The following is a 22544-nucleotide window of genomic DNA, read 5'->3' on the forward strand; positions in this document are numbered from 1 at the left end:
GGCAATTAAGCATTATAAAAAAGGGTTGAAGCTAGATAATTCTCGTCACGAGATTTTGTTCGGCATGGCCAAAGCGTATCACGAGTTGGGAGATGTTAGCGAAGCACAACGCTTTTTAGAAAGGGCTGTGAAGTATTCACCAAACGAACAAGATAAACAGCGCTATTCTTCTAAATTAGCGACCTTAGCAAGCAACTAAAAAAAAGCCGCAGACTAGCTGCGGCAAAAAGAATAACACTACAAAAGGAACTTAATTTATATAACGCCCAGCTCACGAAGGCGCTCTTGCAGGTATGACCCTGCGGTATGACGTTCTGAAAGAACAACATCTGGTCTAGGGTGTAAAAATAGTGGCAATGAAATACGAGACTTCGTCATGTCAGTGCCATCTGGGTTTACAACTCTATGCGTAGTTGATGGGAAATATCCGCCGGATGCTTCTTGAAGCATATCGCCAATATTCACAATTAAGTTCCCGAAATCACAAGGAACGTCAATCCAACTACCGTCTTTAGCTTGTACTTGCAATCCAGGCTCGTTGGCTGCAGGCAAGATAGTAATCAAATTAATATCTTCGTGAGCAGCAGCGCGAATTGCATCAACTTCTTCATCACCTTTTAGTGGAGGGTAGTGCAGTATACGTAGCAAGGTTTGATCTGAATCTTTGATCATGTCACCTAGCGGCTGACTGTACTTATCGCTCACCTCTGAAGGAGAGTGCTTTTCTATCCAACCCAATAGCTCTTTCGCTAGTGTATTAGCTTCCTCATAGTACTGAGAAATCTGCGGATGTAGCGCTTCTGGACACTGACCCCACGGATAGAAGTGGTAATACTCTTTAATATCTTTTTTCGTAAAGCCTTTAGCTACCTCAGAAACACTCTGAGGGAAAAATCCGTCTTGTTTACCTTTGTTGTACAGGTAATCGTTCTTCTCTTCACTGTCGAAGAAGCCCTGCCAATTGTCGTAAATACCTTGAACTAATGACTGTTGGATAGGGTGATTCTTTAAAACACCGAACCCTGTCTCGCGAAGTGACTTCACGAATTCTTCTTGTGCGTTTTCCGCTTGGTAATCAACAGCAACTAATTGCATAACTTTATCCCGTATATTTTGACTGCGGCATTATAAAGGTAGACGGGCTACAGAAAAAAGTCGCAGAAATTGACATAAATCAATCCCGCGAAGAATTTGCGCGTAATTTACAGAAACCTGACCAGTTAGTCTAGTAAAATCTTGACCAACTGGTCCAAATTAATGAAATTTAACCAAGAGTGAGGTAAAAGCCCGCTAGCGCGGCACTCATCAAGTTAGATAATGTTGCAGCAATAACAGCTTTTAACCCCAGTCTCGCAATTTCTTTTCTGCGTGTTGGTGCCATGGCACCAATTCCACCCATCAAAATAGCGATAGAAGAGAAGTTTGCAAAACCACAAAGTGCAAAGGTGATAATGGCCTGAGATGCTTCAGATAGCTGTGATTGGTTTTCTAAGAAGTTAAGATAGGCAACAAACTCGTTAACCACCATTTTCTGACCAATAAAGCTGCCTGCAAGTTGCGCTTCCTCCCATGGTACGCCGATTGCCCATGCGAGAGGTTGAAGTACATAACCCAGGATCCCTTCAAACGTAACGTTTTCATAACCAAATAGCGCTGCCGTCCAGCCGATAAGGCCGTTAAACATGGCAATTAAAGCTATGAAAGCGAGTAGCATAGCGCCTACGTTTAACGCAAGCTGCATGCCTGACGCTGCGCCACTGGCAGCAGCATCGAACACATTAGCGTAGCCGGTATCTTCCGCGTCTACGTCTTGTAAATCTTCATTTGGCTTGCTGGTTTCAGGCAAAATAATTTTTGCCATTAACAAGCCACCTGGCGCAGCCATGAAGCTTGCCGCCAATAGATATTTAAGATCAACCCCCATGCCAGCATAACCAGCCATGACAGAGCCTGCTATTGATGCCAGGCCGCCTACCATAATGGCAAACAGCTCAGAAGTCGTCATGTGTGGGATGAAAGGACGAACCACTAGAGGGGCTTCGGTTTGACCAACAAAGATGTTGGCAGCAGAGGACATAGATTCTGGACGACTGGTTCCCAGCGCTTTTTGTAAGAATCCACCGATTACTTTGATGATGACACCCATCACTTTGAGGTGATAGAGAACCGCGATAAGTGCAGAGAAAAAGACAATAACGGGAAGCACGTTAAAGGCAAAAATAAAAGCAATTGATTTGTCGCCAATAGGGCCGAACAAGAAGTTAATGCCTTCTTGGCTATAAGCAATAATGTTGGCGACAAATTTGGTTGCGCTTAATAGAACTTCTTTACCTGGTTCAGAGTACAGGACAAATGCGCCAACTGATGCTTGAATAGCAAATGCGCCGCCAACGGTGCGCCAATTTATACTGCGTTTCGCCGATGATAACGCGAAAGCAATACCCAGAAGGACTGCAATGCCCAGTAAACTTACCATAGTAATGTTCCCTTAAAGAAGCGCTTGCTGAATGTGTGATTTGATCACATCTAATGCAATTTGGTTTTTGCCACCTTGCGTCACTACTACGTCGGCAGTGAAGCGGCTAGGTTCGATAAATTGATGATACATAGGCTTAACAGTTTCTTCGTACTGCTTTGCCACCGACTCGATACTACGACCGCGTTCTTTCAGGTCTCGCATCATTCGGCGCATCAAACAAATATCAAGAGGGGTATCGATAAAGATTTTTACGTCATACAGGGGAAGTAAATCGGTACGCGCAAGTAACATAATACCTTCGAGTATAATTACCGGTGCGGGGTTCAAGCGCTCCGTTTCAGGTAAACGCGTGTGCGTTTTATAGCAATAGTGCGGATAGTCGATAGGCTGACCATCACGCAATGCTTGCAAGTGTGCTTTCAAAAGCTCATGTTCAAATGCGTTTGGATGATCGTAGTTATTCTTCTCACGTTGTTCCATGGGAAGATGATCTTGGGCGCGGTAATAGTGGTCTTCGCGCAGCACTTGAACAGGGCGACCTTGAGCACTGAAGCCGTTAAACAAATTTTTTGTAAAAAGAGACTTCCCAGAGCCAGAAGCTCCAGAAATGGCAATAATAAGTGGCGATTGCATAGTACTATAAAGCTGGTTTTGTTGGTGCAAAGATACGCGTTTAGGCCTCGCGAATCAATGTTATATTCACAAGTTATCACTTTTGGGCGCGGTCTTTGCTAGAACTTTATTGTATTTTCAAGGTATTGCGGGCTGTTTTTTAAACTCGCATAAAATACAAAAAAGTTCTCCAAGTGGTCAGTTTTTAATTAGTTACCAATAATTTCGATATCCTCTTCTTTTATCGGTGGCAATGCATAAGAGTGTTGCTTTGAACGTGAACCTTCACCCTGAGCACGAGGAGGGTAATAATTCTCTTTTTCTTCATTATACGATGCGAACACCTCATCAAGAGCAGCTCTTATCTCACTTAACGTCTTGTCTAAGTTTGCGTTGAAGTCTGGACGTTTGCGTTTAGTGTGCCCAAGTTCTATGAGGCGCCCGAAGCTTTTGTTGGCTAAAGCTAGTAATTCAGTAGGTACATCTTTGTGGGGAGGCAAGGGATTACCTGGGTGCTCGATACAATACTTAACCAATGCGGTATAAAAGCATAAAGGCTTGTTCTGTAGCGTAACCACTTTATCGTCTATACCGTTAGAAATGGTTTTGTCTTTTAAATTAATCACAAGCTTAGGCGTAGGGGGGATGACTTCTTCAAGCGCTTTGCGAGCCTTTCTTGTTCTACTCGAAATAAAGAATAGCGGCGATGTAAAGAGTGACGCAATTAAAGCAATCCAACTGAACGTTAAGGCGCTTGAAGGAAGTTTATGGCGAAGTTCGACGAAAATCTCTTGCTCAGCATTAATGAAACGGGAAGACTTTTTACTGGGGTATAGGCTGAAGTCATCAGAATTCGTTTCTATACCTTGAATACCCTTTACCAAAACTGGATAACCTTCTTCTTTGAGGCTGCTGTTCAATCTACTCAGATATCGGTAAATCGCGAATTGATTGACCGGCGTGTTAAGTGTTTTATTACCCACATCTAGAAAGGCACTATCTAAACTAATTCTTCGCTGAACATTATCAAGCGCTAGATGAACAGAAGATTGGAATGAGAAATATTGTGCGGTTATCGCCACGCATTGTAGTGCCACTATTAAAGCTAAAACGTTAATGGCAATCAGGGGCTTGGACTTGAAATAAATCTTTTTATTACCCATTAGTTACACCCCTCTTCCAATGTAATAGTTTTGTAATAGGGTCTGGGGTGAGACATCGCTATATCGTGAACGACTGACTGCATTGCACAAAACAAGTCGGTATTCTGCGTTTGCATTTTCAAAAACCATTGCATTCCGCTTACGCTCTCTAAAAGCGGCGTGGCGTAGTTTCGTGAAAACTTTTCTTTATCTTCTTCAGCCCAGTAAGAAGATATTATGTCCACATCACCGGCAAGCAGCGCGCGTCTTAGTTCTTGATGAGAACTAAAATATACAATATCAACATTATTGGCGCTTAAGCCCAACTCTTGCATCACAGTCTTTGGTACGATATGGCCTGAGCGACTGCTAGGATAGTCCAATAAGCCAATGCGCTTTCCTAAAAGATACTCTTTTGAAAGCTCAGGCCTTTCTCGTAAAGCAATGAAAAAAGCCGAATAGTTAGGGTGCGATGCGATCTTAGTTAAGCCGTAAATCTGATCTGCCCCGAAAGCATCAACTACGTTGCTCTTGACCAACGCTAAATCAACAACGCCGTGATTTATATAACGAAACGTGTCGTAATCGCTTTGTCCGATAATTATCTTTACTTCGCCGAATTGACGTTTAATAGTTTGATCGCTGCACAGCTTTTCCTTTGCCATCTCGGCTATTCTGCCGTCGGTTACATAGACAGAAAAAACATCAAAATTCCCCACAAGGTCGGTCTTGCAGTTCATGTTTTGACCAGTTTGAGGGGCGATATCAGTGTATGTGACTGAATGTTGAAAATAGTTCACCGCACCGCAGGTAATTGCAGCGATAACAAAAATTATCCATTTCCCGGAGGCAACAATTCTGAAATTCGTCAAAAAAACGACCAAATGAATTAACGATTTATAGTGTGATTTCATCAGTTAAGGTTATTTATTGCAATAGGTAAGTTTATTTTAAATAGTTATGTATTTGATTTATTTATTATTTTTATGGGTAAACCTGATTTTTATTAAACGCTGTTTATTAGTCGTATATCTGTCAAGAATAGGTCCAGCTAATCGTTATGGATTGACAATAATAATAACAAGTAAATTAACTTGACCGCATGGTCAAGAAATAGTTTTCAAACTCAATAGCCTCGGGCGATAGCTGTTAAATAAAAATGTAAAACTGTAATAAAACTGACACGAATGTTTACGACAATTTAAAACATTCGGGTATAAGCACAGGCTAGATGTGCTATTTTTGCACTACACTAGACCGTGTTAAAAAAAGAATTTTAAACAAAAAGGGAAACACACACATGAACTTCAAAGCAAAGCTAAGTCGCGTAGCGATCGCTGTTGCTGTTGCTGCAGGTCTGGCGGGTACAGCCTCGGCTCAAACAACAACGTCGTCTATCCGAGGCAATGTTGTCACTGAAGCTGGCTCAGACCTTTCTGGCGCGACAGTCACAATAAAACACGAACCTACAGGTACTTCCTCAGTAGCAATCACGAACGAAAACGGCACTTTTTCTTCGCGCGGTCTTCGCGTAGGTGGTCCTTATACGATTACAATTTCAGGTGACGGTTTCGTTCCTGCGAAAGTAGAAAACGTTTATCTTTCTCTAGACCAGGCGTTGGATCTTCCAATTCAACTTGAGTCGTCTCGCAGCACTGAAGTTATTACGGTAACCGGTAGCTCTGCGGGCACTGGGTATACCAATGAAGCACTAAGCACAAGCCTAGGTCTTGAAGCGCTTCAGCAGGTAGTATCAATTGACCGTGATATCACAGATGCAGCACAACTAGACCCGTTTGCATCAGTAAACGTTCAAAGCGGTGGTTCAAAAGAGCTTAGCATTGCAGGCGCAAATAATAAGTTCAACTCTTTGACTGTTGATGGCGTAGCATTAAATGACCGTTTCGGTCTTAACGCTAACGGTTACCCTACTCAGCGCTCTCCAATTTCTTATGACGCAATTGAATCTTTGTCTATTCAAACTGCGCCTTTTGACGTTGAGTATAACGGGTTTACTGGTGGTACAATCAACGCTGTAACTAAATCAGGTACGAACGAATTCCACGGCTCAGTCGGTTACTACTACACTGACGATTCATTCATTGGCGATAACAATGGTGATGAAGAGTTCAATTTCGATTTCGAAGAAGAAACGTTTGTTGCCACTTTAGGTGGCCCGTTGATAAAAGATAAGCTCTTTTTCTTCGTTGCGTACGATAAATTTGAATCTGTAGCACCACTTAATCGTGGACCTGCTGGATCAGGCGCCGTTAATGAAGTTCCATCTATCACGCTTGATGATGTTGCCCAAGTTTCTCAAATCGTTTCTGACGTGTGGGGCTTTGACATAGGTGGTTTCCAGAAAGACGACGTGCAAGATGAGAAAGTTCTTGCAAATATCGATTGGAATATCAACGATGACCACCGCGCTAAGTTTACTTACATGCTTACCGACGGTAACTCAATCAATGAGCAAAATGGTAACAACTTCCTAGCGCAAGACGAAGTACTTGGTGCATCTTCTGCTTGGTACGATCGTTCTGAAAAAGTTGAAAGTTTTATTGCGCACGTCTTCTCTGACTGGACTTCAGATTTCTCTACACAGTTCAAGGTAGCGAAAACTACGCAAGCTACAGGCCAAGAGTCTCTAAATGGTTCTGAGTTCCCTAACTTTGCCGTTTTCCTACGTGAAGTCGATGGCGATGAGAATTACTTGACGATTGGTCCAGACCGCTTCCGTCACGGTAACTCTCTTGATCAGGACTTCTTCCAAGTTAAACTAGTTGGTATTTACACAACTGGCGACCACATCATGAAGTTTGGTTATGAGCGTGAAGAAGTTGACGTAAATAACCTATTTGCACAAAACTCTGAAGGTTCATACCTATTTAACAGCCTAGAAGACCTTGCAAATGCTGAAGCTTCTGCGCTGCTTTATAATAATGCTATTACAAACGATGAGAACGACCTTCGTGCGATCTGGGGTTACAACTATAACTCACTTTATTTCCAAGATTCATGGGAAGCGACAGCTGAGCTAACGATTGACGCTGGTATTCGTTATGACTGGTATGAATCTGAAGGCTCTATCCGCGAAAACCAAAACTTCGTAGACCGCTACGGCTACTCAAATACTAACGATGTTGATGGTCTAGATGTAATTCTTCCTCGTGTGTCGTTCCAGTGGTATGCCTCTGATTATACAACTGTACGCGGTGGTATTGGTCGCTTCTCTGGTGGTGCACCAAGCGTTTGGGTATCAAACAGCTACTCAAATGACGGCGTAATTTCTGACAACTATCAAGACTTTGGTTCTGGTCAGACATACCAAGTTCCTACTACACCAGATGCTGCTACAGGGCAGTACATTCCTCAGAATATTCTTGACCAGCTTGCTAACAATGCCCCAGATGGTGATGTGAATGCGCTGGCGAATGATTTTGATATTCCTACAACGTGGAAAGTAAGCCTTGGTGTTGCTCACGAGCCAGAAATGGAAGAACTAGAAGGTTGGTTGTTCTCTGCTGATGTGCTTTACAACAAGCTTGAAAATGCTACTTACTGGTATGATCAACGCTGCGAAAACCCAGTGGGTACAGCGCCAGATGGTCGTGGTGTTTACGACTGTAGTGAAGGTCCAGAGGCTATCGTAACTGGCTCAGTTGATGAAGGTGATTCAATACTTTACGCCCTGTCTGCTTCAAAGGCGTGGGATACCTCTTATGGATCATTCGACTTCTTCACAAGTTATACTTACGCTGACGTGGAAGATATCGGCTATGGTACATCTTCAACTGCGACATCTAACTACTCCGACTTTGCTGCTTATGACCGTCAGCAACCGCGAGCTGGCACGTCTAACTTCCAGACTGAGCACCTATGGAAAATGCGCTTCAATTGGAAGAAAGAGTTAATTGACGGTTATGAAACGACTGTTTCAATCTTTGCCGAGCGTCGCTCTGGTCAGCCTTACAGCTACACATTTGATGAAAACAACGCATGTGTGCTAGATGTTGGTGGTGGTCGTTGTGAGCGTGAAAGCCGTAACGATGATGCAGGTCACCTGCTTTACGTTCCAGATGGCATCAATGATCCATTGTTTGCAGCCACTTCATTTGGTGGTGACTTAGCAGCTCAGCAAGAATTCATTGACTATATCAATAGTTCAGAGCTAGCTCAGTATAAAGGTGGAATTGCTGAACGTAATGGCGACAACTCTCGCTGGTCAACAATCATTGATGTGCGTGTTCAACAGGAACTACCTGCGTTGTATCCAGAGCACAAACTTACCGTGTTCTTTGATATAGAAAACTTCGGTAACCTACTGAATGACGATTGGGGCCGCATCGAGCGTACTCGCTATGAATATGAGCGTGCTGTAGTTTCTGCAAATATCGTAGATGGTCAATATGAATATTTTGACTTGAACAGTGATTCACGTATTAAAAACCTAGAAGTTCTTGACCAATCAGTATGGCAAGTTCAGTTCGGTATTAAATACGACTTCTAATTACTTAGTTTAAAAAAGTTGTAGTGTTAGGTGCCACTCTCCTTAACAGGAAGTGGCACTTTTTTATGCCTGCGATTTATCTCACACATCTGTTACTTACCGCGCATAGCCTTTGCTTATGATCTAAGTCCCTCCACTACACGAATCAAGTGACGAGAAAATTTTTTAAATGCTCGCAAGGAGGGCTTATGACAAAACGTATGCTAATGGTAATGACGTCTCATGAAATTATGGGTGATACGGGTAAGAAAACAGGCATGTGGTTAGAAGAGTTTGCAGCGCCATATTACGCATTTAAAGATCAAGACTATACGATTACCCTTGCGTCGCCAATGGGAGGCCAAGTACCTATCGACCCAAATAGCCTTGCAGATGATGCGATGACAGACGACGCAATAAGATATACAAAAGATGAACTGGCGCGAAGTGCAATGGCGTCTACCATACCGCTTGAAGATGTGCGTGCTGAAGAGTTTGACGCCGTATTTTACCCGGGCGGTCACGGCCCTTTGTGGGACCTATCTGACAACGTCCACTCAATTAAATTGATTGAAGACACAATCGCGGCAAATAAACCTGTTGGCGCAGTCTGCCATGCTCCAATCGTGCTAAAGGACGTTAAAACTTCAGATGGCAAGTACTTAGTTGATGGTAAGCAGGTAACGGGGTTTTCAAACAGCGAAGAAGCGGCAATGGAACTTACCGATGTAGTACCATATCTGGTTGAAGATGAACTGGTTAGAAAGGGTGGAAAATATCAAAGTGCTGACGATTTCGCCGTAAAAGTGTGTACTGATGGCTTGTTGGTAACGGGACAAAATCCACCATCGTCACGCCCTGCAGCAGATGCGCTAATTAAGCTTTTATCTTAGGATAATCTTAGTTTATAACCGATTTGGAAACCGCATCTTGTATGCGGTTTCTTGCTTTTTGATTATTAGCTTTTGGAGGCATGGCTAAACGTTTTCAAACAAGTCTTCAACGCGTTGTCTTAATTCTTCAATTCTCGTCACGTCAGCAGGGGCAATAAAAATAGTGTCATCACCTGCAATCGTCCCTAATACGCCGTCTTTTTTACTCAATGAATCAAGTAGGCGAGCAATAAGCTGTGCTGCTCCTGGGCTGGTTCTAATAATAACCATCACATTGTTGTGAACAATATCTAGTACCAACTGTTTGAGCGGACTTTTGGCAGTAGGCATACCTAATTCAGGAGGCAAACAGTAAACCATGTCTCCTCGTGCATTTCGGGTTCGTACTGCACCAAACTTACTTAGCATTCTAGAGATTTTTGATTGGCTGATGTTGTCAAAACCTTGTGCTTTTAAAGCGTCAACAATTTCGCCCTGCGAACCATAATTTTCTGCTTTTAGAATTTCTTTAAAAGCTTTGATGAGTTGCTCTTGTTTTGCGTTTGCCATTAGCGCTCTTTTCTTTTTTAAGTGTTATCGTTAGGAATTGTACTTTGTATGCGCATATTGTGCCGTACAGGTAGACTTTGCGCAATTTCTTTGCATAATCATTCATGATAATGAATATCGTACAAAAATCGCCATAAATAACGTTAATAAGACGATCCGGTGATTGAGTTTTCCCCCGCGTTGCATTAGTGTGACGTTCCGTTTAAATACGTGAAGTAATCCCATAGGAGAAATGGTATGAAAGTAGCCGTGTTAGGTGCTGCCGGTGGTATTGGTCAGGCGCTGTCTTTGTTGTTGAAAACACAATTGCCAGCAGGTTCAGATTTAGCGCTTTACGACGTTGCGCCAGTTGTTCCTGGTGTTGCCGTTGATTTGAGCCACATCCCCACTGCGGTAAAAGTAACCGGTCACGGTAAAGATGACCTAGCTGAAGCACTTACTGGAGCAGACGTAGTTCTTATTCCAGCAGGTATGCCTCGTAAGCCAGGTATGGATCGTTCAGATCTGTTCAACATCAACGCCGGCATTGTTAAAAACCTAATTGAAGGTGTAGCTGATAACTGCCCGGACGCGTGTGTTGGTATCATCACTAACCCAGTGAACACTACTGTAGCTATTGCAGCTGAGACGCTAAAAGCAAAAGGCGTTTACGACAAGAACAAGCTTTTCGGTGTAACTACACTAGACGTTATCCGTGCTGAAACTTTCGTTGCTGAACTTAAAGGCGTAGATGTATCTTCAGTGCACGTACCGGTAATCGGTGGTCACTCTGGTACAACTATCCTTCCTCTTCTTTCACAAGTTGAAGGCGTTGAGTTCACAGACGAAGAAGTATCTAGCCTAACGACTCGTATCCAGAATGCAGGTACTGAAGTTGTTGAAGCGAAAGCGGGCGGCGGCTCTGCAACCCTTTCAATGGGTCAAGCAGCGGCACGTTTCTGTCTATCTCTTGTTGCAGCAATGCAAGGTGAGAACGTTGTTGAGTACACTTATGTACAAACTGACGACAGCGACGACGCAGCATTCTTCGCACACCCTGTACGCCTTGGCGCAAACGGTGTTGAAGAAATCTTGCCATACGGCGAGCTAAGCGCGTTTGAAGAAAAAGCGAAAAACGACATGCTTGAAGGCCTACGTGGCGACATCAAGCTAGGCGTTGACTTCGTAAACGGCTAATTGGTGAGTGTCATTGGCAGGCCTTTGAACGTAGGCACGCCGTGAATACTTCCCTGTAGGCTTCGCCACCGCATCCCTGCGGTGGAGAGCCTACTTATCAAAGCCCCGCCAGTTCCAAACTCCCCATTATCCTAATCACTGTAGATTTGTAGAGAGCGCAGTCTGTTACGACCTTGCGTATCCAGCTTTTTCTGCGCGTTTGAAGGCTTCGCAACTGCACATTCAGAACAGGAGAGCTAAGTAAGGCGATGCTTATTTAAAGCATCACCCAGCAGCTATTCATTTATTTACCACCTATGAAGATTACTGTGCTTGGGCTGGCTCTATGCGGTGCAGCTTTATCGCGCCCATGGCTACTGGATAGCCCTTGTGAATTGCGTAGGTGTAGCCTGAGATCATGTTGTCTGTTTGCATAAATAGGATGATGTTTGAAGCAAAGGTTGTATGTGACGCTTCAATCTCGATCACTTTGCCATCGATACTCATATCGCTAGCAGAGAAGCTTGATTGCACTTCATTGAAGGTTTTGCTGCCCTTTCTATAAACCCGTAATGAACCTTGCTCGTCTTCATTTAATTGTAGTAATGCTAATTCTGGTCTGTCTAAATAATGCATTACGCCAATCCATGTGCCGAAGGGGTGTTCGGTAGTATTTTGTTCAGCATTAGCAATAAGCTGCTCACGTTTTTCAAGGAACTTTCTAGGCGTCGATTTCGCTTCTTGTTTTATCAACTGATAAGTATGAGATACGTAACTCTCTTTACCTTTAAAGCTCGACTCAAGTACTTTTAAATTGGTATCTAGATAAGGGGATAATGTAATCGTTCGCGTTACATCGCTCTCAATGATTGTTTTGATAGTGCATCTATTTTCTATACAAACAATGTCGTCATTAGTAAAAGGTGTGCGACGCGCTTTCTTTAAACCACCTAGAATGGCTATTTCAAAAAAATTGTGCTCGCCACTGTCGTTTATTTGAAGCAATCGAAAAGTAAGGTCATCTTCACTAATGCCTTCCCACAAACCAGCGGGTAGCTCCATTGTACTGGCTGCACAGCGACCACTTAGTGAAAACAGAGTGATTAAGAATATTAGAGATATGCGCATATTTAGTCCTTTAATGCATAGGGTGACAAACTTTGTTACCAATCATATGCATATTTCATTGAGTCGCAAAGCATTTCATTATTTACTAGTCACTCTCATTAGCTCTTTTTTGAAACAAACAAGGATGTGTTATGACGTTTATAAAGCGCAACGTTATGTTTGCCATTTTGTACGCTGCATTTTGTTTTAATGTCAACGCTACAGATTCGGGGGTGAACAAAGCTACCCCCGAAGTACCGGTGGCAGGTCAAATTTTCACTCAGTTACCTTCAACACTTACCCTTAAAGGCAATGCTTTGCCTTTTGAAAACTATCAAGCATGGCTTGCGCATGCACAAAGTAACAACCAAAAAATAGCTTTTGTCGACCGCTGGCAGAAGCGTGTTAATCCCAAAGCGTTTAATACTCTAATAAAACAAACAAGCGCCCAGTGGATTGAGTATGAATCTGATGGTTTGAAGATTTCAGGTGTCATGGTGGTGCCTAAAAACGCTGGCAACGAAAAGCTTCCGGTTATTATTTATAATCGCGGTGGTAATAATAAACACAATGTCAGCCGAATTACTGTAGTAGACCGACTTCTTCCTCTTGCCGCACAAGGTTACATCGTACTTGCCAGCAATTATCGAGGCTCGCGCTTTAGTGAAGGTGAAGATGAATTTGGCGGAAAAGACGTACACGATGTGCTTGCTCTTATCGACATTGCAAAGCAACTTCCTCATGCCGATTCTTCAAAAATTGCGCTGTATGGCGTTAGTCGTGGCGGCATGATGACATGGCAAGCCTTGCGTCAGTTGAAGGCATCAAATGATATTAAAACCGCTATAGTTGTAGCAGGCCCCACTGATTTACATTTTGTGATTAATCGAAGAGCCGATATGAAAGCTCTCCTGTATAGAATGATCCCAGATATTGAAAACAATCAAGAGACTGCTCTAAATGCACGTTCTGCGGTGAAATGGGTAGATGAACTTAACACTAAAGTTCCACTTTTGCTTATTCACGGCGATGCTGACGTGCGTGTTGATGTTGCGCACACAAACATGGCAGCTAAAGCGCTTAGTGAAAATCAACACCCTCATAAAGTGGTAATTTATAAGAGTGGGGATCATGGCCTTACGTTTTATCAAAAAGAAATGAAAGCCGAGATAAGCAGTTGGCTTTCTCAGCATATGTAAGGCTTACGTCAATCTTACTAGGCTGTATACACATGTGATGATAGCGTACCTTAAATACAAAAAAGCCCGCTAAGTATTACTAAGCGGGCTTTAATTTTTCACAAATTTAGCTTACTTAACCTGTGTTACGCATACCAATAGCAATACCTGCGATGGTCACCATCATGGCACGCTCTAGACTGGTGTTCTGTGCATCATCACCGGCTTTACGGATACGATCTAAAAGCTCAATTTGCAGGTAGTGCAGCGGCTGAAGGTATCCTGCGCGGATCTCCATCGACTCTTTACCCTGCGGGTCGTTCTTCATAATGTCGTCATCGCCTGTAATAGCTAACAGTGACGAGATGCTCTCTTTGAGCTCGCTACGCAATGCTTCACCAAAGTGTTTAAGCTCTTTTGGTACCAAGCGCTCATCATAAGCTTCACTGATGCGTGGGTCAGCTTTGTGGAACACCATGTCTAGCATAGATAGACGTGAACGATAGAATGGCCATTCGCTGAACATCTCGTTAACCACTTTTTCGTTCTCAGGTGTCTTCACGCTATCAATGGCGCGCATAACGCCTAACCAGCTTGGCAGAACTAAACGGGTTTGTGCCCAAGCGAAGATCCATGGGATAGCACGTAAGCTCTCAATACCGCCTTGTGGCTTACGCTTAGCAGGGCGGCTGCCTAGTGGCAGTTTGCCTAACTCTTGCTCTGGTGTAGCCACACGGAAGTAAGGTACAAACTCTTCATCGTGACGTACCGTTGCGCGGTAGTTATCACGACCTTGCGCAGCCATTGCGGTAATAAGCTCTCGCCACTCTTCTTTTGGTGCCGGAGGTGGGAACAACATGGCTTCAATTATGGCGCTGGCGTAAATACCTAGGCTGCGTTTAGCGAGTTTTGGCATACCAAACTTATAGCGAATGGTTTCGCCCTGTTCTGTTACACGGAAGCCGCCGTCTAATGAGCCAGGAGGTTGTGAGTAAATAGCAGCATGAGCTGGCAAGCCACCGCGGCCAATCGTACCGCCACGGCCGTGGAATAGGGTCAGGCTTACGTCAAACTCATCAGCAATCGCAACCAAGGCTTCTTGTGATTGATATTGGGCCCAGCCCGCAGCTAATGCACCAGCGTCTTTCGCTGAATCAGAGTAACCGATCATAACGAACTGACGCCCTTTCACGTAACCGCGATACCAGTCGATAGACAGGAGTTTGCGCATTACATCTGGTGAGTTATTCAAATCGTCTAGCGTTTCAAATAGTGGTGCTACCGGCATTGGCCAATCTACACCGCTTTCTTGAAGCAGCAACTGAACGGCCATGACATCTGACGGCTCGCTCGCCATAGAGATAATGTAGATACCAAAGCCATGCTTACTGTGTTTTGCAATGACCTTACAGGTCTCTAGTACTTCTTTTACATCGTCAGATGCATCCCATTGTGATGGGAATAGTGGGCGTTTTGAACTAAGCTCGCGCAATAAGAATGCTTGTTTGTCCGCTTCACTCCACTGCGAATAGTCGCCAAGGCCAAGATAACGTGTTAATTCGCTAAATACGTCTGCGTGACGTTCAGAGTCCTGACGTACATCAAGGCGCAGAAGATGAATACCAAATACACGAGCACGGCGAATGGTGTCTAGAAGTAAGCCATTAGCAACAACCTGCATACCGCAGTCTAATAGTGACTGATAGCAAAGCATCAACGGCTCGATAAGCTCATCGTCGCTTTCTATCCAGTTAGACGTGTCTGGATTTTTACCCGCAAGGTAGTCGGCAATGCCGTCACGAGTAGCAATAAACTTATTTACCAACGGGCGAAGTAGGGCGCGGTACGGTTCGTTTGCATCGCCTACTTGTTCACGTAGTTCTTCATTGCAATCGTACATTGAAAGTTCTACTTGCAAACGATCAAGGTCGATAGCGAAAAGCTTAGCCGCGCGCTTTCTTGCCAGCAGCAATACTTGTTCAGTTACTTTTGAAGTAACAAAAGGGTTACCGTCTCTGTCGCCGCCCATCCAAGAGCTAAATTGTACTGGCGACGAGTCTAGCGGTAGCGATACGTCGTAGTCTTCGTTTAAACGACCATCAAGCTCGCGCATGAAGTCAGGTACCGCTTCCCACAATGAGTTTTCAATGACCGAGAAGCCCCAACGCGCTTCATCAACAGGCGTCGGGCGCACTGAACGAATTTCTTCAGTGTGCCAAGCTTGAGCAATAAGGTCAGCAATGCGTGTTTCTATCTTTTTACGCTCAACATCGCTTAACGATTCTTGATGCACAGCTTGCAGGCAATCCGCTAGCTCTTTGTGTTTATGAATAAGTGTACGGCGCGTAACCTCAGTAGGGTGCGCGGTTAATACAAGATCAATGTTTAGTTTTGCAACGGCGTCTTGTACTTTGTCAGCAGTCAGTTCTGCTTTATCTAGGTGTTTAAACAGAGCATCAATAGATGCATCGACATTCATTGCCGCGTTGTATTCTTGCTCGGCAATATTACCTAGGTTCAAGAACTGTGCGAAGGCACGACCAACAGTAAGCAAATCGCTGTCAGACATTGTTTTGAAAGTTTCTTTCAGTTCTTCGCTACAAGTAGCGTCTCCCTGATAAGAGGCTCGGCCGCCTTTTCTAATCTTTTCAATCCGGTCTAGCCACTCCTGACCTAATTGATTTTTGATTGTTTCACCAAGGGTTTTACCAAGGTATCGAACGGTATCTTTCAGTTCAGCATCGTAGTGTGTTTGCATGCTTTCCTCCTAAATATATGGGCCTAACCATACTGTGTCCTTCGCGACTTGTCTAACCACTTTCGGTTATAATTTACAACATTTTGATACTTTTGCACCACAGTTAACATTGCTCAAAGCAAGATATTTTGTGGTGTGATACACTCTTGCACCGGAAAATGCAGAAACATTCTCGCGTTATGCGTTTTGTTTGAAATTTGTACTGCATTTGTAATTTAATTTCAGGAGTTCTTGTGACTGATACATTCAATACAGTAGAAACCCAAGCAAGTTACGGCATTGGTTTTCAAATGGGTCAACAACTTCAATCAAATCCGTTTGACGGACTAGCGATTGACGCTGTTGTAGCTGGCCTTAAAGACGCCTTCGCAGGTCAAGCACCTCAGGTTGATAACGACACTCTGCGTGATGCGTTTGGCGAAATTCACAAGCGTATGCAAGCTGCTAAAGAAGAAGCAAGCAAAGCGGTTATTGAAGAAGGCACAAAGTACCTTGAAGAAAACGCGAAGCGTGACGAAGTAACCGTAACTGAATCTGGTCTTCAATACGAAGTTGTTACTGAAGGTGACGGCGAGACACCAGATGCTTCTAGCACAGTACGTGTTCACTACCACGGTACGCTTATCAACGGTACTACGTTTGACAGCTCTTACGAGCGTGGTCAGCCAGCTGAATTCCCAGTAGGCGGCGTAATCAAAGGTTGGACTGAAGCACTTCAACTTATGAAAGCAGGTTCAAAGTATCGTCTATACGTACCACACGACCTAGCTTACGGTGAGCAAGGCGCAGGCGCAGCTATTGCACCTTACAGCACCCTTATCTTTGACGTAGAACTTCTTGACGTTCTAGGTTAATGATTTCTTCACAGGAGTGCCCAGTGGTGCTCCTGTGAACACCCGTATTTTTCTTCGTTTAATATCCTATCCCCTTCTACCTTCTAGCCTATTCCTTTTATTTTTCTAACGCTTAGTTTGTAAACGAGCAATGCAGTCATACACTGAGATCGTTTGTGTTTCGCTTATTTAAATCTAAATATGTGATGCTACTATGTTTTGTTGGTGAGAATGCATGTATGCGATATGCTGACAAAATCGTATGAAAGGTTCAGCAGGCTTCCATCTGCTCCGAGTTGTTATCAGTGGCTTCGGCATTACAATAGCCCCACGCTCAAATAAGGAAAATTATTATGGTTATCAAGCCTAAAGTGAGAGGCTTCATTTGTACAAATGCGCACCCGGTAGGCTGTGCAAAAGCGGTGGATGAACAAATTGCTTATGTAGAAGCAAAGGGTGACTTAGGCGAAGGCCCTAAAAATGTACTGGTTATTGGTAGCTCAACAGGCTACGGGTTAGCGTCACGCATCACATCTGCGTTTGGTTATGGCGCAAAAACATTAGGTGTTTGTTTTGAAAAAGCACCAACGGAACGCAAAACAGGTACGGCAGGTTGGTATAACACTGCAGCGTTCCACGAAAAAGCCAAAGGGAAAGGCTTGTATGCTGATACAATAAACGGCGATGCCTTTTCTGATGAGATCAAAAACGAAGCTATCGAAAAAATCAAAGCCGAAATGGGCAAGGTCGACTTGGTTATTTATAGCCTTGCGTCTCCGCGCAGAACCGACCCAGAAACCGGTGTAACCTACAAGTCGACGCTTAAGCCAGTAGGCGAGGCATACACCACAAAAACTTATGATACAGATAAAGATAAAGTGCATGAAGTGGCACTTGAGCCTGCTAACGACGACGAGATCCTTAACACCATCAAAGTGATGGGCGGCGAAGATTGGGAGCGTTGGATGGACTTTTTGCGTGAAGCCGATGTGCTTGCAGAAGGCTGTAAAACCACCGCTTATACCTATATCGGGAAAGAGCTTACATGGCCTATCTACGGTCAAGCAACTATCGGTAAGGCAAAAGAAGATCTAGATCGCGCTGCTGCTGCTATTATTGGTAAAAACAGTGACTTGCTTGTACAAGCAAACGTAAGTTCACTAAAAGCACTGGTAACGCAGGCAAGTTCTGCCATTCCTGTAATGCCTCTGTATATCTCACTCATTTACAAAGTGATGAAAGAAGAGGGGACACACGAAGGGTGTATTGAACAAATTCATGGTTTATTCACACAATGCCTGTTTGGAAATACGCCTACGTTAGATGAAGCAAATCGCTATCGCATGGACGGCAAAGAAACCAACGACGCTACTCAGGCAAAAATTAAAGCGCTATGGGATCAGGTGACACAAGAGAACTTCCATGACTTAAGTGACTACAAAGGTTACCACCATGAGTTCTTAAAACTGTTCGGTTTTGACATTTCCAGCGTTGATTACGACAGTGAAGTTGACCCACTGGTTAAGTGGTAAAACTTAAACTTACCATTAATTAACTTAATGCTATCTGTGCAAAAGCCGTCTGATTTGACGGCTTTTTTGTACTTTATTGCAAGCCGATATGGGGTGTCAGCGGTAAAAATGTAAATGAATAAGACCAAAGGTTTACATTAAATTGTAGAAAAATTTGCCTTTATCTTGAAATAGCGTGGCACAAACGTATGGGTTAATGCTAAAATCCCGAAATTAAGTAGGGGTCTTTTCTGCCTCTACCAAAACAGCGGCGGCGATTGCAGCTACACAACAAAAATAATAAGTGTAAATTTCTGCTGGTGGTCTATATAGAAAGGGCGAATAAAACGTCCGCTTAAGGAATTATGCGTTACGGCTTCATAACAGGCTGACCGTAGCAATTGCAGCAAGTTCCATCATTCAATAAAAAGGTGTCTAACACCTGTTAATAGTGCGTTTTTGCATGCTGACAGGCAGGGTTTCTGCGGTCATGCAAAAGGGTATTTCTATTAGAGTAGTGCAATTACATATGATAAAAATCAAGAAAGGTCTCGACCTCCCAATTGAGGGAGCGCCAAAGCAGGAGATTGCTGATGCATCTTCTGCAACGCGCGTTGCCATTCTGGGAGAAGAATATGTGGGTATGCGTCCTACCATGCACGTCCAAGTTGGCGATGTAGTGAAGAAAGGTCAGGTTCTTTTTGAAGACAAAAAGAATCCTGGCGTTAAATTCACTGCGCCAGCAGCGGGTGAAGTGGTAGAGGTTAACCGTGGTGCAAAACGTGTTCTTCAGTCTGTAGTTATCAAAGTGAACGGTAGTGATGCCGTAACATTTGATAAAATTGCAGCTGACCAGATCGCGAGCGCAACACGCGAGCAGCTTCAGTCAATCCTTGTAGAGTCAGGCATGTGGACAGCGTTCCGTACACGTCCATTTAGCAAATCTCCTAAGCTAGACTCTGTTCCAAGTTCAATTTTCGTTACAGCAATGGATACCAATCCACTTGCAGCAGATCCTGCTGTGATTATTGCTGAGCGCCAAGACGATTTCGTAAATGGTCTTAAAGCGTTAACGCAATTGAGCGGTGGCAAGACTTACGTTTGTAAAGCGGCAGGTTCTTCTGTTGCTACTGGCGATGCGGCAGTTGATGTTGAAGAGTTTGGCGGTCCTCACCCTGCGGGCCTACCGGGTACTCATATCCACTTCCTTGATTCAGCCGGCATGAACAAAACGGTTTGGCACATCAACTACCAAGACGTAATGGCGATTGGTGCATTGCTAACTACAGGTGAACTAGATAACCGTCGAGTTATCTCACTTGCAGGTCCTGCTGCAACAAACCCACGTCTAGTGCGCACTATCATTGGCGCAGATGTGACCGAGCTAACTGCGAACGAGCAAGTAGACGGTGAAGTACGTGTTGTTTCTGGTTCTGTGCTTAACGGTACCACAGCAATGGGCGTACACGGTTTCTTAGGTCGTTTCCACACCCAAGTTTCACTATTAAAAGAAGGTCACGAGAAGAAATTGTTCGGTTGGATCCTACCTGGTTCAAACCAACACTCAGTGACACGCGCTTACTTAGGTCACCTAAGTGGTAGCAAGAAATTTGATATGACAACAACTACCAATGGTTCAGAACGTTCTATGGTTCCAATTGGTAATTACGAACGCGTTATGCCCCTAGATATCATTCCTACGCTTCTGCTTAGGGACCTGATTTCTGGTGATACTGACGGTGCTCAGACGTTGGGTTGCTTAGAGTTGGACGAAGAAGATTTGGCATTGTGTACTTATGTATGCCCTGGCAAATACAACTATGCTCCTATCTTACGCGACTGTTTGACCACGATAGAGAAAGAGGGTTAAGTCATGGGTTTAAAAGCGTATTTAGAAAAAATTGAGCCGGATTTTGAGCCGGGTGGTAAGCATGAAAAATGGTACGCGCTTTATGAAGCTGCAGCGACCATCTTTTATACGCCAGGTAAAGTAAACAAAGCTAACACGCACGTGCGTGATAGCATTGACCTTAAACGCATCATGATCATGGTATGGATGGCAACATTCCCAGCTATGTTCTTTGGTATGTATAACATCGGTTTCCAAGCACAAGAAGCTATTGCTGCTGGTGCAGGAACGCTGCCTGATACATGGCAGGCGGGTCTTTTCACTGCGTTGGGTGGTGATCTGACAAATGCTGGTATTTTAGGTCTATTTTTCTACGGTGCATGTTTCTGGCTACCTATTTATGCAGTAACTTTTGCTGTTGGTGGTTTCTGGGAAGTACTCTTTGCTTCTGTGCGTAAGCACGAAGTTAACGAAGGCTTCTTTGTAACATCAGTACTGTTTGCACTTACACTTCCAGCCACTATCCCTCTATGGCAAGTAGCACTAGGTATTACCTTCGGTGTTGTTATCGCTAAAGAAGTATTCGGTGGTACAGGTCGTAATTTCCTTAACCCAGCTCTGTCTGGTCGTGCATTCCTATACTTTGCATATCCTGCACAAATCTCAGGTGACCAAGTATGGGTAGCAGCAGACGGTTATTCGGGTGCAACGTCTCTTAGCCAAGCAGCATGGGGTAACCTAGACTACGCTGATATGACTCAGTGGATGGATAGCTTTATCGGTACCATCGCGGGCTCTGCAGGTGAAGTATCTACTCTTGCAATTATTCTTGGTGGCTTGTTCATCATGTACATGCGTATAGCAAGCTGGCGCATTGTTGCTGGTGTAGCGATAGGCGTTGCCTTCTTCGCAACTCTGCTAAACCTAATTGGCAGCGATACGAACCCTATGTTTGCAATGCCTGCACATTGGCACTTTGTTGTTGGTGGTCTTGCTTTTGGTATGTTCTTTATGGCGACAGACCCAGTTTCTGCATCGTTCACAAACCAAGGTAAGTGGGCTTACGGTATCTTCATTGGTTTCATGACGGTACTAATCCGCGTCCTTAACCCAGCCTTCCCTGAAGGTGTAATGCTAGCAATTCTATTTGCTAACTTGTGGGCGCCACTGTTCGACTATTTTGTCGCACAAAGCAACATCAAGCGGAGGGTAGCACGTGTCGGCTAAGAAAGAATCTTTAGGCAAAACTATCGGTGTAGTAGTAGCCGTATGTTTGGTTTGTTCAATTGTTGTTTCTGGCGCGGCTGTTGGCCTTCGCTCTTTACAGCAAACAAACGCGGCTCTTGATAAAAAGAGCAACATTCTTAATGCTGCAGGCCTTTACGAAATGGGCATGAGCAACAACGCTATCGAAAGTACGTACAGTGAGCGAGTAGAGCAGCGTTATGTAAATCTTGAAGAAGGTACGTTTGTTGAGGCGCCAGCTCCAGATTACGATATGTATAAAGCTGCTAAGCAGACTGAGTACAGCACAAAGGTAACGAACAGCAATGTAGGTTTCCAACGCCGCCCTAACGTGGCAAGTGTTTACTTAGTTCGCAACGACGCAGGTGATGTATCTCGTATCATCTTACCTGTACACGGTAGCGGCCTTTGGGATCTTATGTACGGATTCTTAGCGATAGATGCAGACGGCCAGACGGTTCGTGAGCTTATTTACTATCAGCAAAAAGAAACGCCAGGACTAGGTGGTGAAGTGCAAAACCCTGCTTGGCAGGACAAATGGGACGGCAAAGAGCTTTACGAGAATGGCGAAGTTGCTATTCGCGTGGTGAAAAATGCTAACCCTAGCAATCCTCACACTATCGATGCGCTTTCAGGTGCAACCCTAACTAGTAACGGTGTTGAAAACACAATTCGTTATTGGGTAGGCGAGCAAGGCTTCGGCCAGTTCCTGAAGAACCAAGCATGGCGTTCATAAGGGAAGTC

At 44.1% G+C, this 22544-nt stretch carries 18 protein-coding genes; 10 read left to right on the forward strand and 8 right to left on the reverse strand.

Annotated features, from left to right (window positions below):
- A partial coding sequence (locus V7R55_RS15925) for a tetratricopeptide repeat protein (protein WP_334060270.1) occupies positions 1 to 199 on the forward strand: 199 nt, incomplete at its 5' end.
- Positions 200 to 255: 56 nt separating this feature from the next.
- Here V7R55_RS15925 and V7R55_RS15930 read toward each other — a convergent pair.
- The 5 genes from V7R55_RS15930 to V7R55_RS15950 form a co-directional block, all read right to left on the reverse strand.
- Entirely contained in the window at positions 256 to 1095 is an 840-nt protein-coding gene (locus V7R55_RS15930; RefSeq protein WP_334060271.1) for an isopenicillin N synthase family dioxygenase, read from the reverse strand.
- Between the two features lie 169 nt (positions 1096 to 1264).
- A complete protein-coding gene (locus tag V7R55_RS15935) occupies positions 1265 to 2476 on the reverse strand; it encodes a NupC/NupG family nucleoside CNT transporter (protein WP_334060272.1) in 1212 nt (403 codons plus the stop codon).
- Between the two features lie 12 nt (positions 2477 to 2488).
- Positions 2489 to 3112, reverse strand: a complete 624-nt coding sequence (gene udk / locus V7R55_RS15940; protein ID WP_014950808.1) for a uridine kinase — start codon at positions 3110 to 3112, stop codon at positions 2489 to 2491.
- A gap of 188 nt (positions 3113 to 3300) precedes the next feature.
- Positions 3301 to 4254: a hypothetical protein gene (locus V7R55_RS15945; RefSeq protein ID WP_334060273.1), complete on the reverse strand. Its 954-nt coding sequence runs from the start codon at positions 4252 to 4254 to the stop codon at positions 3301 to 3303.
- Positions 4254 to 5147: a hypothetical protein gene (locus V7R55_RS15950; protein WP_438823601.1), complete on the reverse strand. Its 894-nt coding sequence runs from the start codon at positions 5145 to 5147 to the stop codon at positions 4254 to 4256. The genes V7R55_RS15945 and V7R55_RS15950 overlap by 1 nt, the downstream gene beginning before the upstream one ends.
- A gap of 386 nt (positions 5148 to 5533) precedes the next feature.
- Here V7R55_RS15950 and V7R55_RS15955 point away from each other — a divergent pair, with 386 nt between their 5' ends.
- Positions 5534 to 8743 carry a TonB-dependent receptor gene (locus V7R55_RS15955; RefSeq protein ID WP_334060275.1) on the forward strand — a complete coding sequence of 1070 codons (3210 nt, stop codon included), beginning with the start codon at positions 5534 to 5536 and terminating at the stop codon, positions 8741 to 8743.
- Positions 8744 to 8931: 188 nt separating this feature from the next.
- Positions 8932 to 9615 carry a type 1 glutamine amidotransferase domain-containing protein gene (locus tag V7R55_RS15960; RefSeq protein WP_334060276.1) on the forward strand — a complete coding sequence of 228 codons (684 nt, stop codon included), beginning with the start codon at positions 8932 to 8934 and terminating at the stop codon, positions 9613 to 9615.
- Between the two features lie 84 nt (positions 9616 to 9699).
- Here the strand turns inward: V7R55_RS15960 and argR are convergent, their stop codons facing one another.
- Positions 9700 to 10164: a transcriptional regulator ArgR gene (argR, locus tag V7R55_RS15965; protein WP_179984645.1), complete on the reverse strand. Its 465-nt coding sequence runs from the start codon at positions 10162 to 10164 to the stop codon at positions 9700 to 9702.
- A 237-nt stretch (positions 10165 to 10401) separates the two neighbouring features.
- Between argR and mdh the strand changes: the two genes are divergently transcribed.
- Positions 10402 to 11340, forward strand: a complete 939-nt coding sequence (gene mdh, locus V7R55_RS15970) for a malate dehydrogenase (protein WP_334060277.1) — start codon at positions 10402 to 10404, stop codon at positions 11338 to 11340.
- Between the two features lie 303 nt (positions 11341 to 11643).
- Here mdh and V7R55_RS15975 read toward each other — a convergent pair whose 3' ends face one another.
- Entirely contained in the window at positions 11644 to 12447 is an 804-nt protein-coding gene (locus V7R55_RS15975; protein ID WP_334060278.1) for a hypothetical protein, read from the reverse strand.
- A gap of 131 nt (positions 12448 to 12578) precedes the next feature.
- On the opposite strand from V7R55_RS15975, the gene V7R55_RS15980 reads away from it, so the two are divergent.
- Positions 12579 to 13625, forward strand: a complete 1047-nt coding sequence (locus V7R55_RS15980) for an alpha/beta hydrolase family protein (protein WP_334060279.1) — start codon at positions 12579 to 12581, stop codon at positions 13623 to 13625.
- A 115-nt stretch (positions 13626 to 13740) separates the two neighbouring features.
- On the opposite strand, the gene ppc is transcribed toward V7R55_RS15980, so the two are convergent.
- On the reverse strand, positions 13741 to 16362 hold the full coding sequence (gene ppc, locus V7R55_RS15985) for a phosphoenolpyruvate carboxylase (protein ID WP_334060280.1): 2622 nt from the start codon (positions 16360 to 16362) through the stop codon (positions 13741 to 13743).
- A 233-nt stretch (positions 16363 to 16595) separates the two neighbouring features.
- Here ppc and V7R55_RS15990 point away from each other — a divergent pair, with 233 nt between their 5' ends.
- From V7R55_RS15990 to V7R55_RS16010, 5 genes are all read left to right on the forward strand, one after another.
- Positions 16596 to 17216 carry an FKBP-type peptidyl-prolyl cis-trans isomerase gene (locus tag V7R55_RS15990; RefSeq protein ID WP_015068144.1) on the forward strand — a complete coding sequence of 207 codons (621 nt, stop codon included), beginning with the start codon at positions 16596 to 16598 and terminating at the stop codon, positions 17214 to 17216.
- A 332-nt stretch (positions 17217 to 17548) separates the two neighbouring features.
- Positions 17549 to 18727, forward strand: a complete 1179-nt coding sequence (fabV, locus tag V7R55_RS15995) for an enoyl-ACP reductase FabV (RefSeq protein ID WP_278383530.1) — start codon at positions 17549 to 17551, stop codon at positions 18725 to 18727.
- Between the two features lie 508 nt (positions 18728 to 19235).
- A complete protein-coding gene (locus V7R55_RS16000; RefSeq protein ID WP_334060281.1) occupies positions 19236 to 20576 on the forward strand; it encodes a Na(+)-translocating NADH-quinone reductase subunit A in 1341 nt (446 codons plus the stop codon).
- 3 nt (positions 20577 to 20579) lie between these two features.
- Positions 20580 to 21782, forward strand: a complete 1203-nt coding sequence (locus V7R55_RS16005) for an NADH:ubiquinone reductase (Na(+)-transporting) subunit B (protein WP_015068141.1) — start codon at positions 20580 to 20582, stop codon at positions 21780 to 21782.
- Positions 21772 to 22536, forward strand: a complete 765-nt coding sequence (locus tag V7R55_RS16010) for a Na(+)-translocating NADH-quinone reductase subunit C (RefSeq protein WP_141154611.1) — start codon at positions 21772 to 21774, stop codon at positions 22534 to 22536. The genes V7R55_RS16005 and V7R55_RS16010 overlap by 11 nt, the downstream gene beginning before the upstream one ends.
- Positions 22537 to 22544 lie beyond the last annotated feature (8 nt).

Origin of the sequence: Alteromonas sp. S005, from assembly GCF_036864475.1 — a bacterium.
Classification (GTDB): domain Bacteria; phylum Pseudomonadota; class Gammaproteobacteria; order Enterobacterales; family Alteromonadaceae; genus Alteromonas.

Bases quoted from the DNA above. Each gene is read 5' to 3' on its own strand.
- V7R55_RS15930 (WP_334060271.1), bottom strand. From the start codon at position 1,095: ATGCAATTAGTTGCTGTTGATTACCAAGCGGAAAACGCACAAGAAGAA.
- V7R55_RS15935 (WP_334060272.1), bottom strand. From the start codon at position 2,476: ATGGTAAGTTTACTGGGCATTGCAGTCCTTCTGGGTATTGCTTTCGCG.
- udk (WP_014950808.1), bottom strand. From the start codon at position 3,112: ATGCAATCGCCACTTATTATTGCCATTTCTGGAGCTTCTGGCTCTGGG.
- V7R55_RS15945 (WP_334060273.1), bottom strand. From the start codon at position 4,254: ATGGGTAATAAAAAGATTTATTTCAAGTCCAAGCCCCTGATTGCCATT.
- V7R55_RS15950 (WP_438823601.1), bottom strand. From the start codon at position 5,147: ATGAAATCACACTATAAATCGTTAATTCATTTGGTCGTTTTTTTGACG.
- V7R55_RS15955 (WP_334060275.1), top strand. From the start codon at position 5,534: ATGAACTTCAAAGCAAAGCTAAGTCGCGTAGCGATCGCTGTTGCTGTT.
- V7R55_RS15960 (WP_334060276.1), top strand. From the start codon at position 8,932: ATGACAAAACGTATGCTAATGGTAATGACGTCTCATGAAATTATGGGT.
- argR (WP_179984645.1), bottom strand. From the start codon at position 10,164: ATGGCAAACGCAAAACAAGAGCAACTCATCAAAGCTTTTAAAGAAATT.
- mdh (WP_334060277.1), top strand. From the start codon at position 10,402: ATGAAAGTAGCCGTGTTAGGTGCTGCCGGTGGTATTGGTCAGGCGCTG.
- V7R55_RS15975 (WP_334060278.1), bottom strand. From the start codon at position 12,447: ATGCGCATATCTCTAATATTCTTAATCACTCTGTTTTCACTAAGTGGT.
- V7R55_RS15980 (WP_334060279.1), top strand. From the start codon at position 12,579: ATGACGTTTATAAAGCGCAACGTTATGTTTGCCATTTTGTACGCTGCA.
- ppc (WP_334060280.1), bottom strand. From the start codon at position 16,362: ATGCAAACACACTACGATGCTGAACTGAAAGATACCGTTCGATACCTT.
- fabV (WP_278383530.1), top strand. From the start codon at position 17,549: ATGGTTATCAAGCCTAAAGTGAGAGGCTTCATTTGTACAAATGCGCAC.
- V7R55_RS16000 (WP_334060281.1), top strand. From the start codon at position 19,236: ATGATAAAAATCAAGAAAGGTCTCGACCTCCCAATTGAGGGAGCGCCA.
- V7R55_RS16005 (WP_015068141.1), top strand. From the start codon at position 20,580: ATGGGTTTAAAAGCGTATTTAGAAAAAATTGAGCCGGATTTTGAGCCG.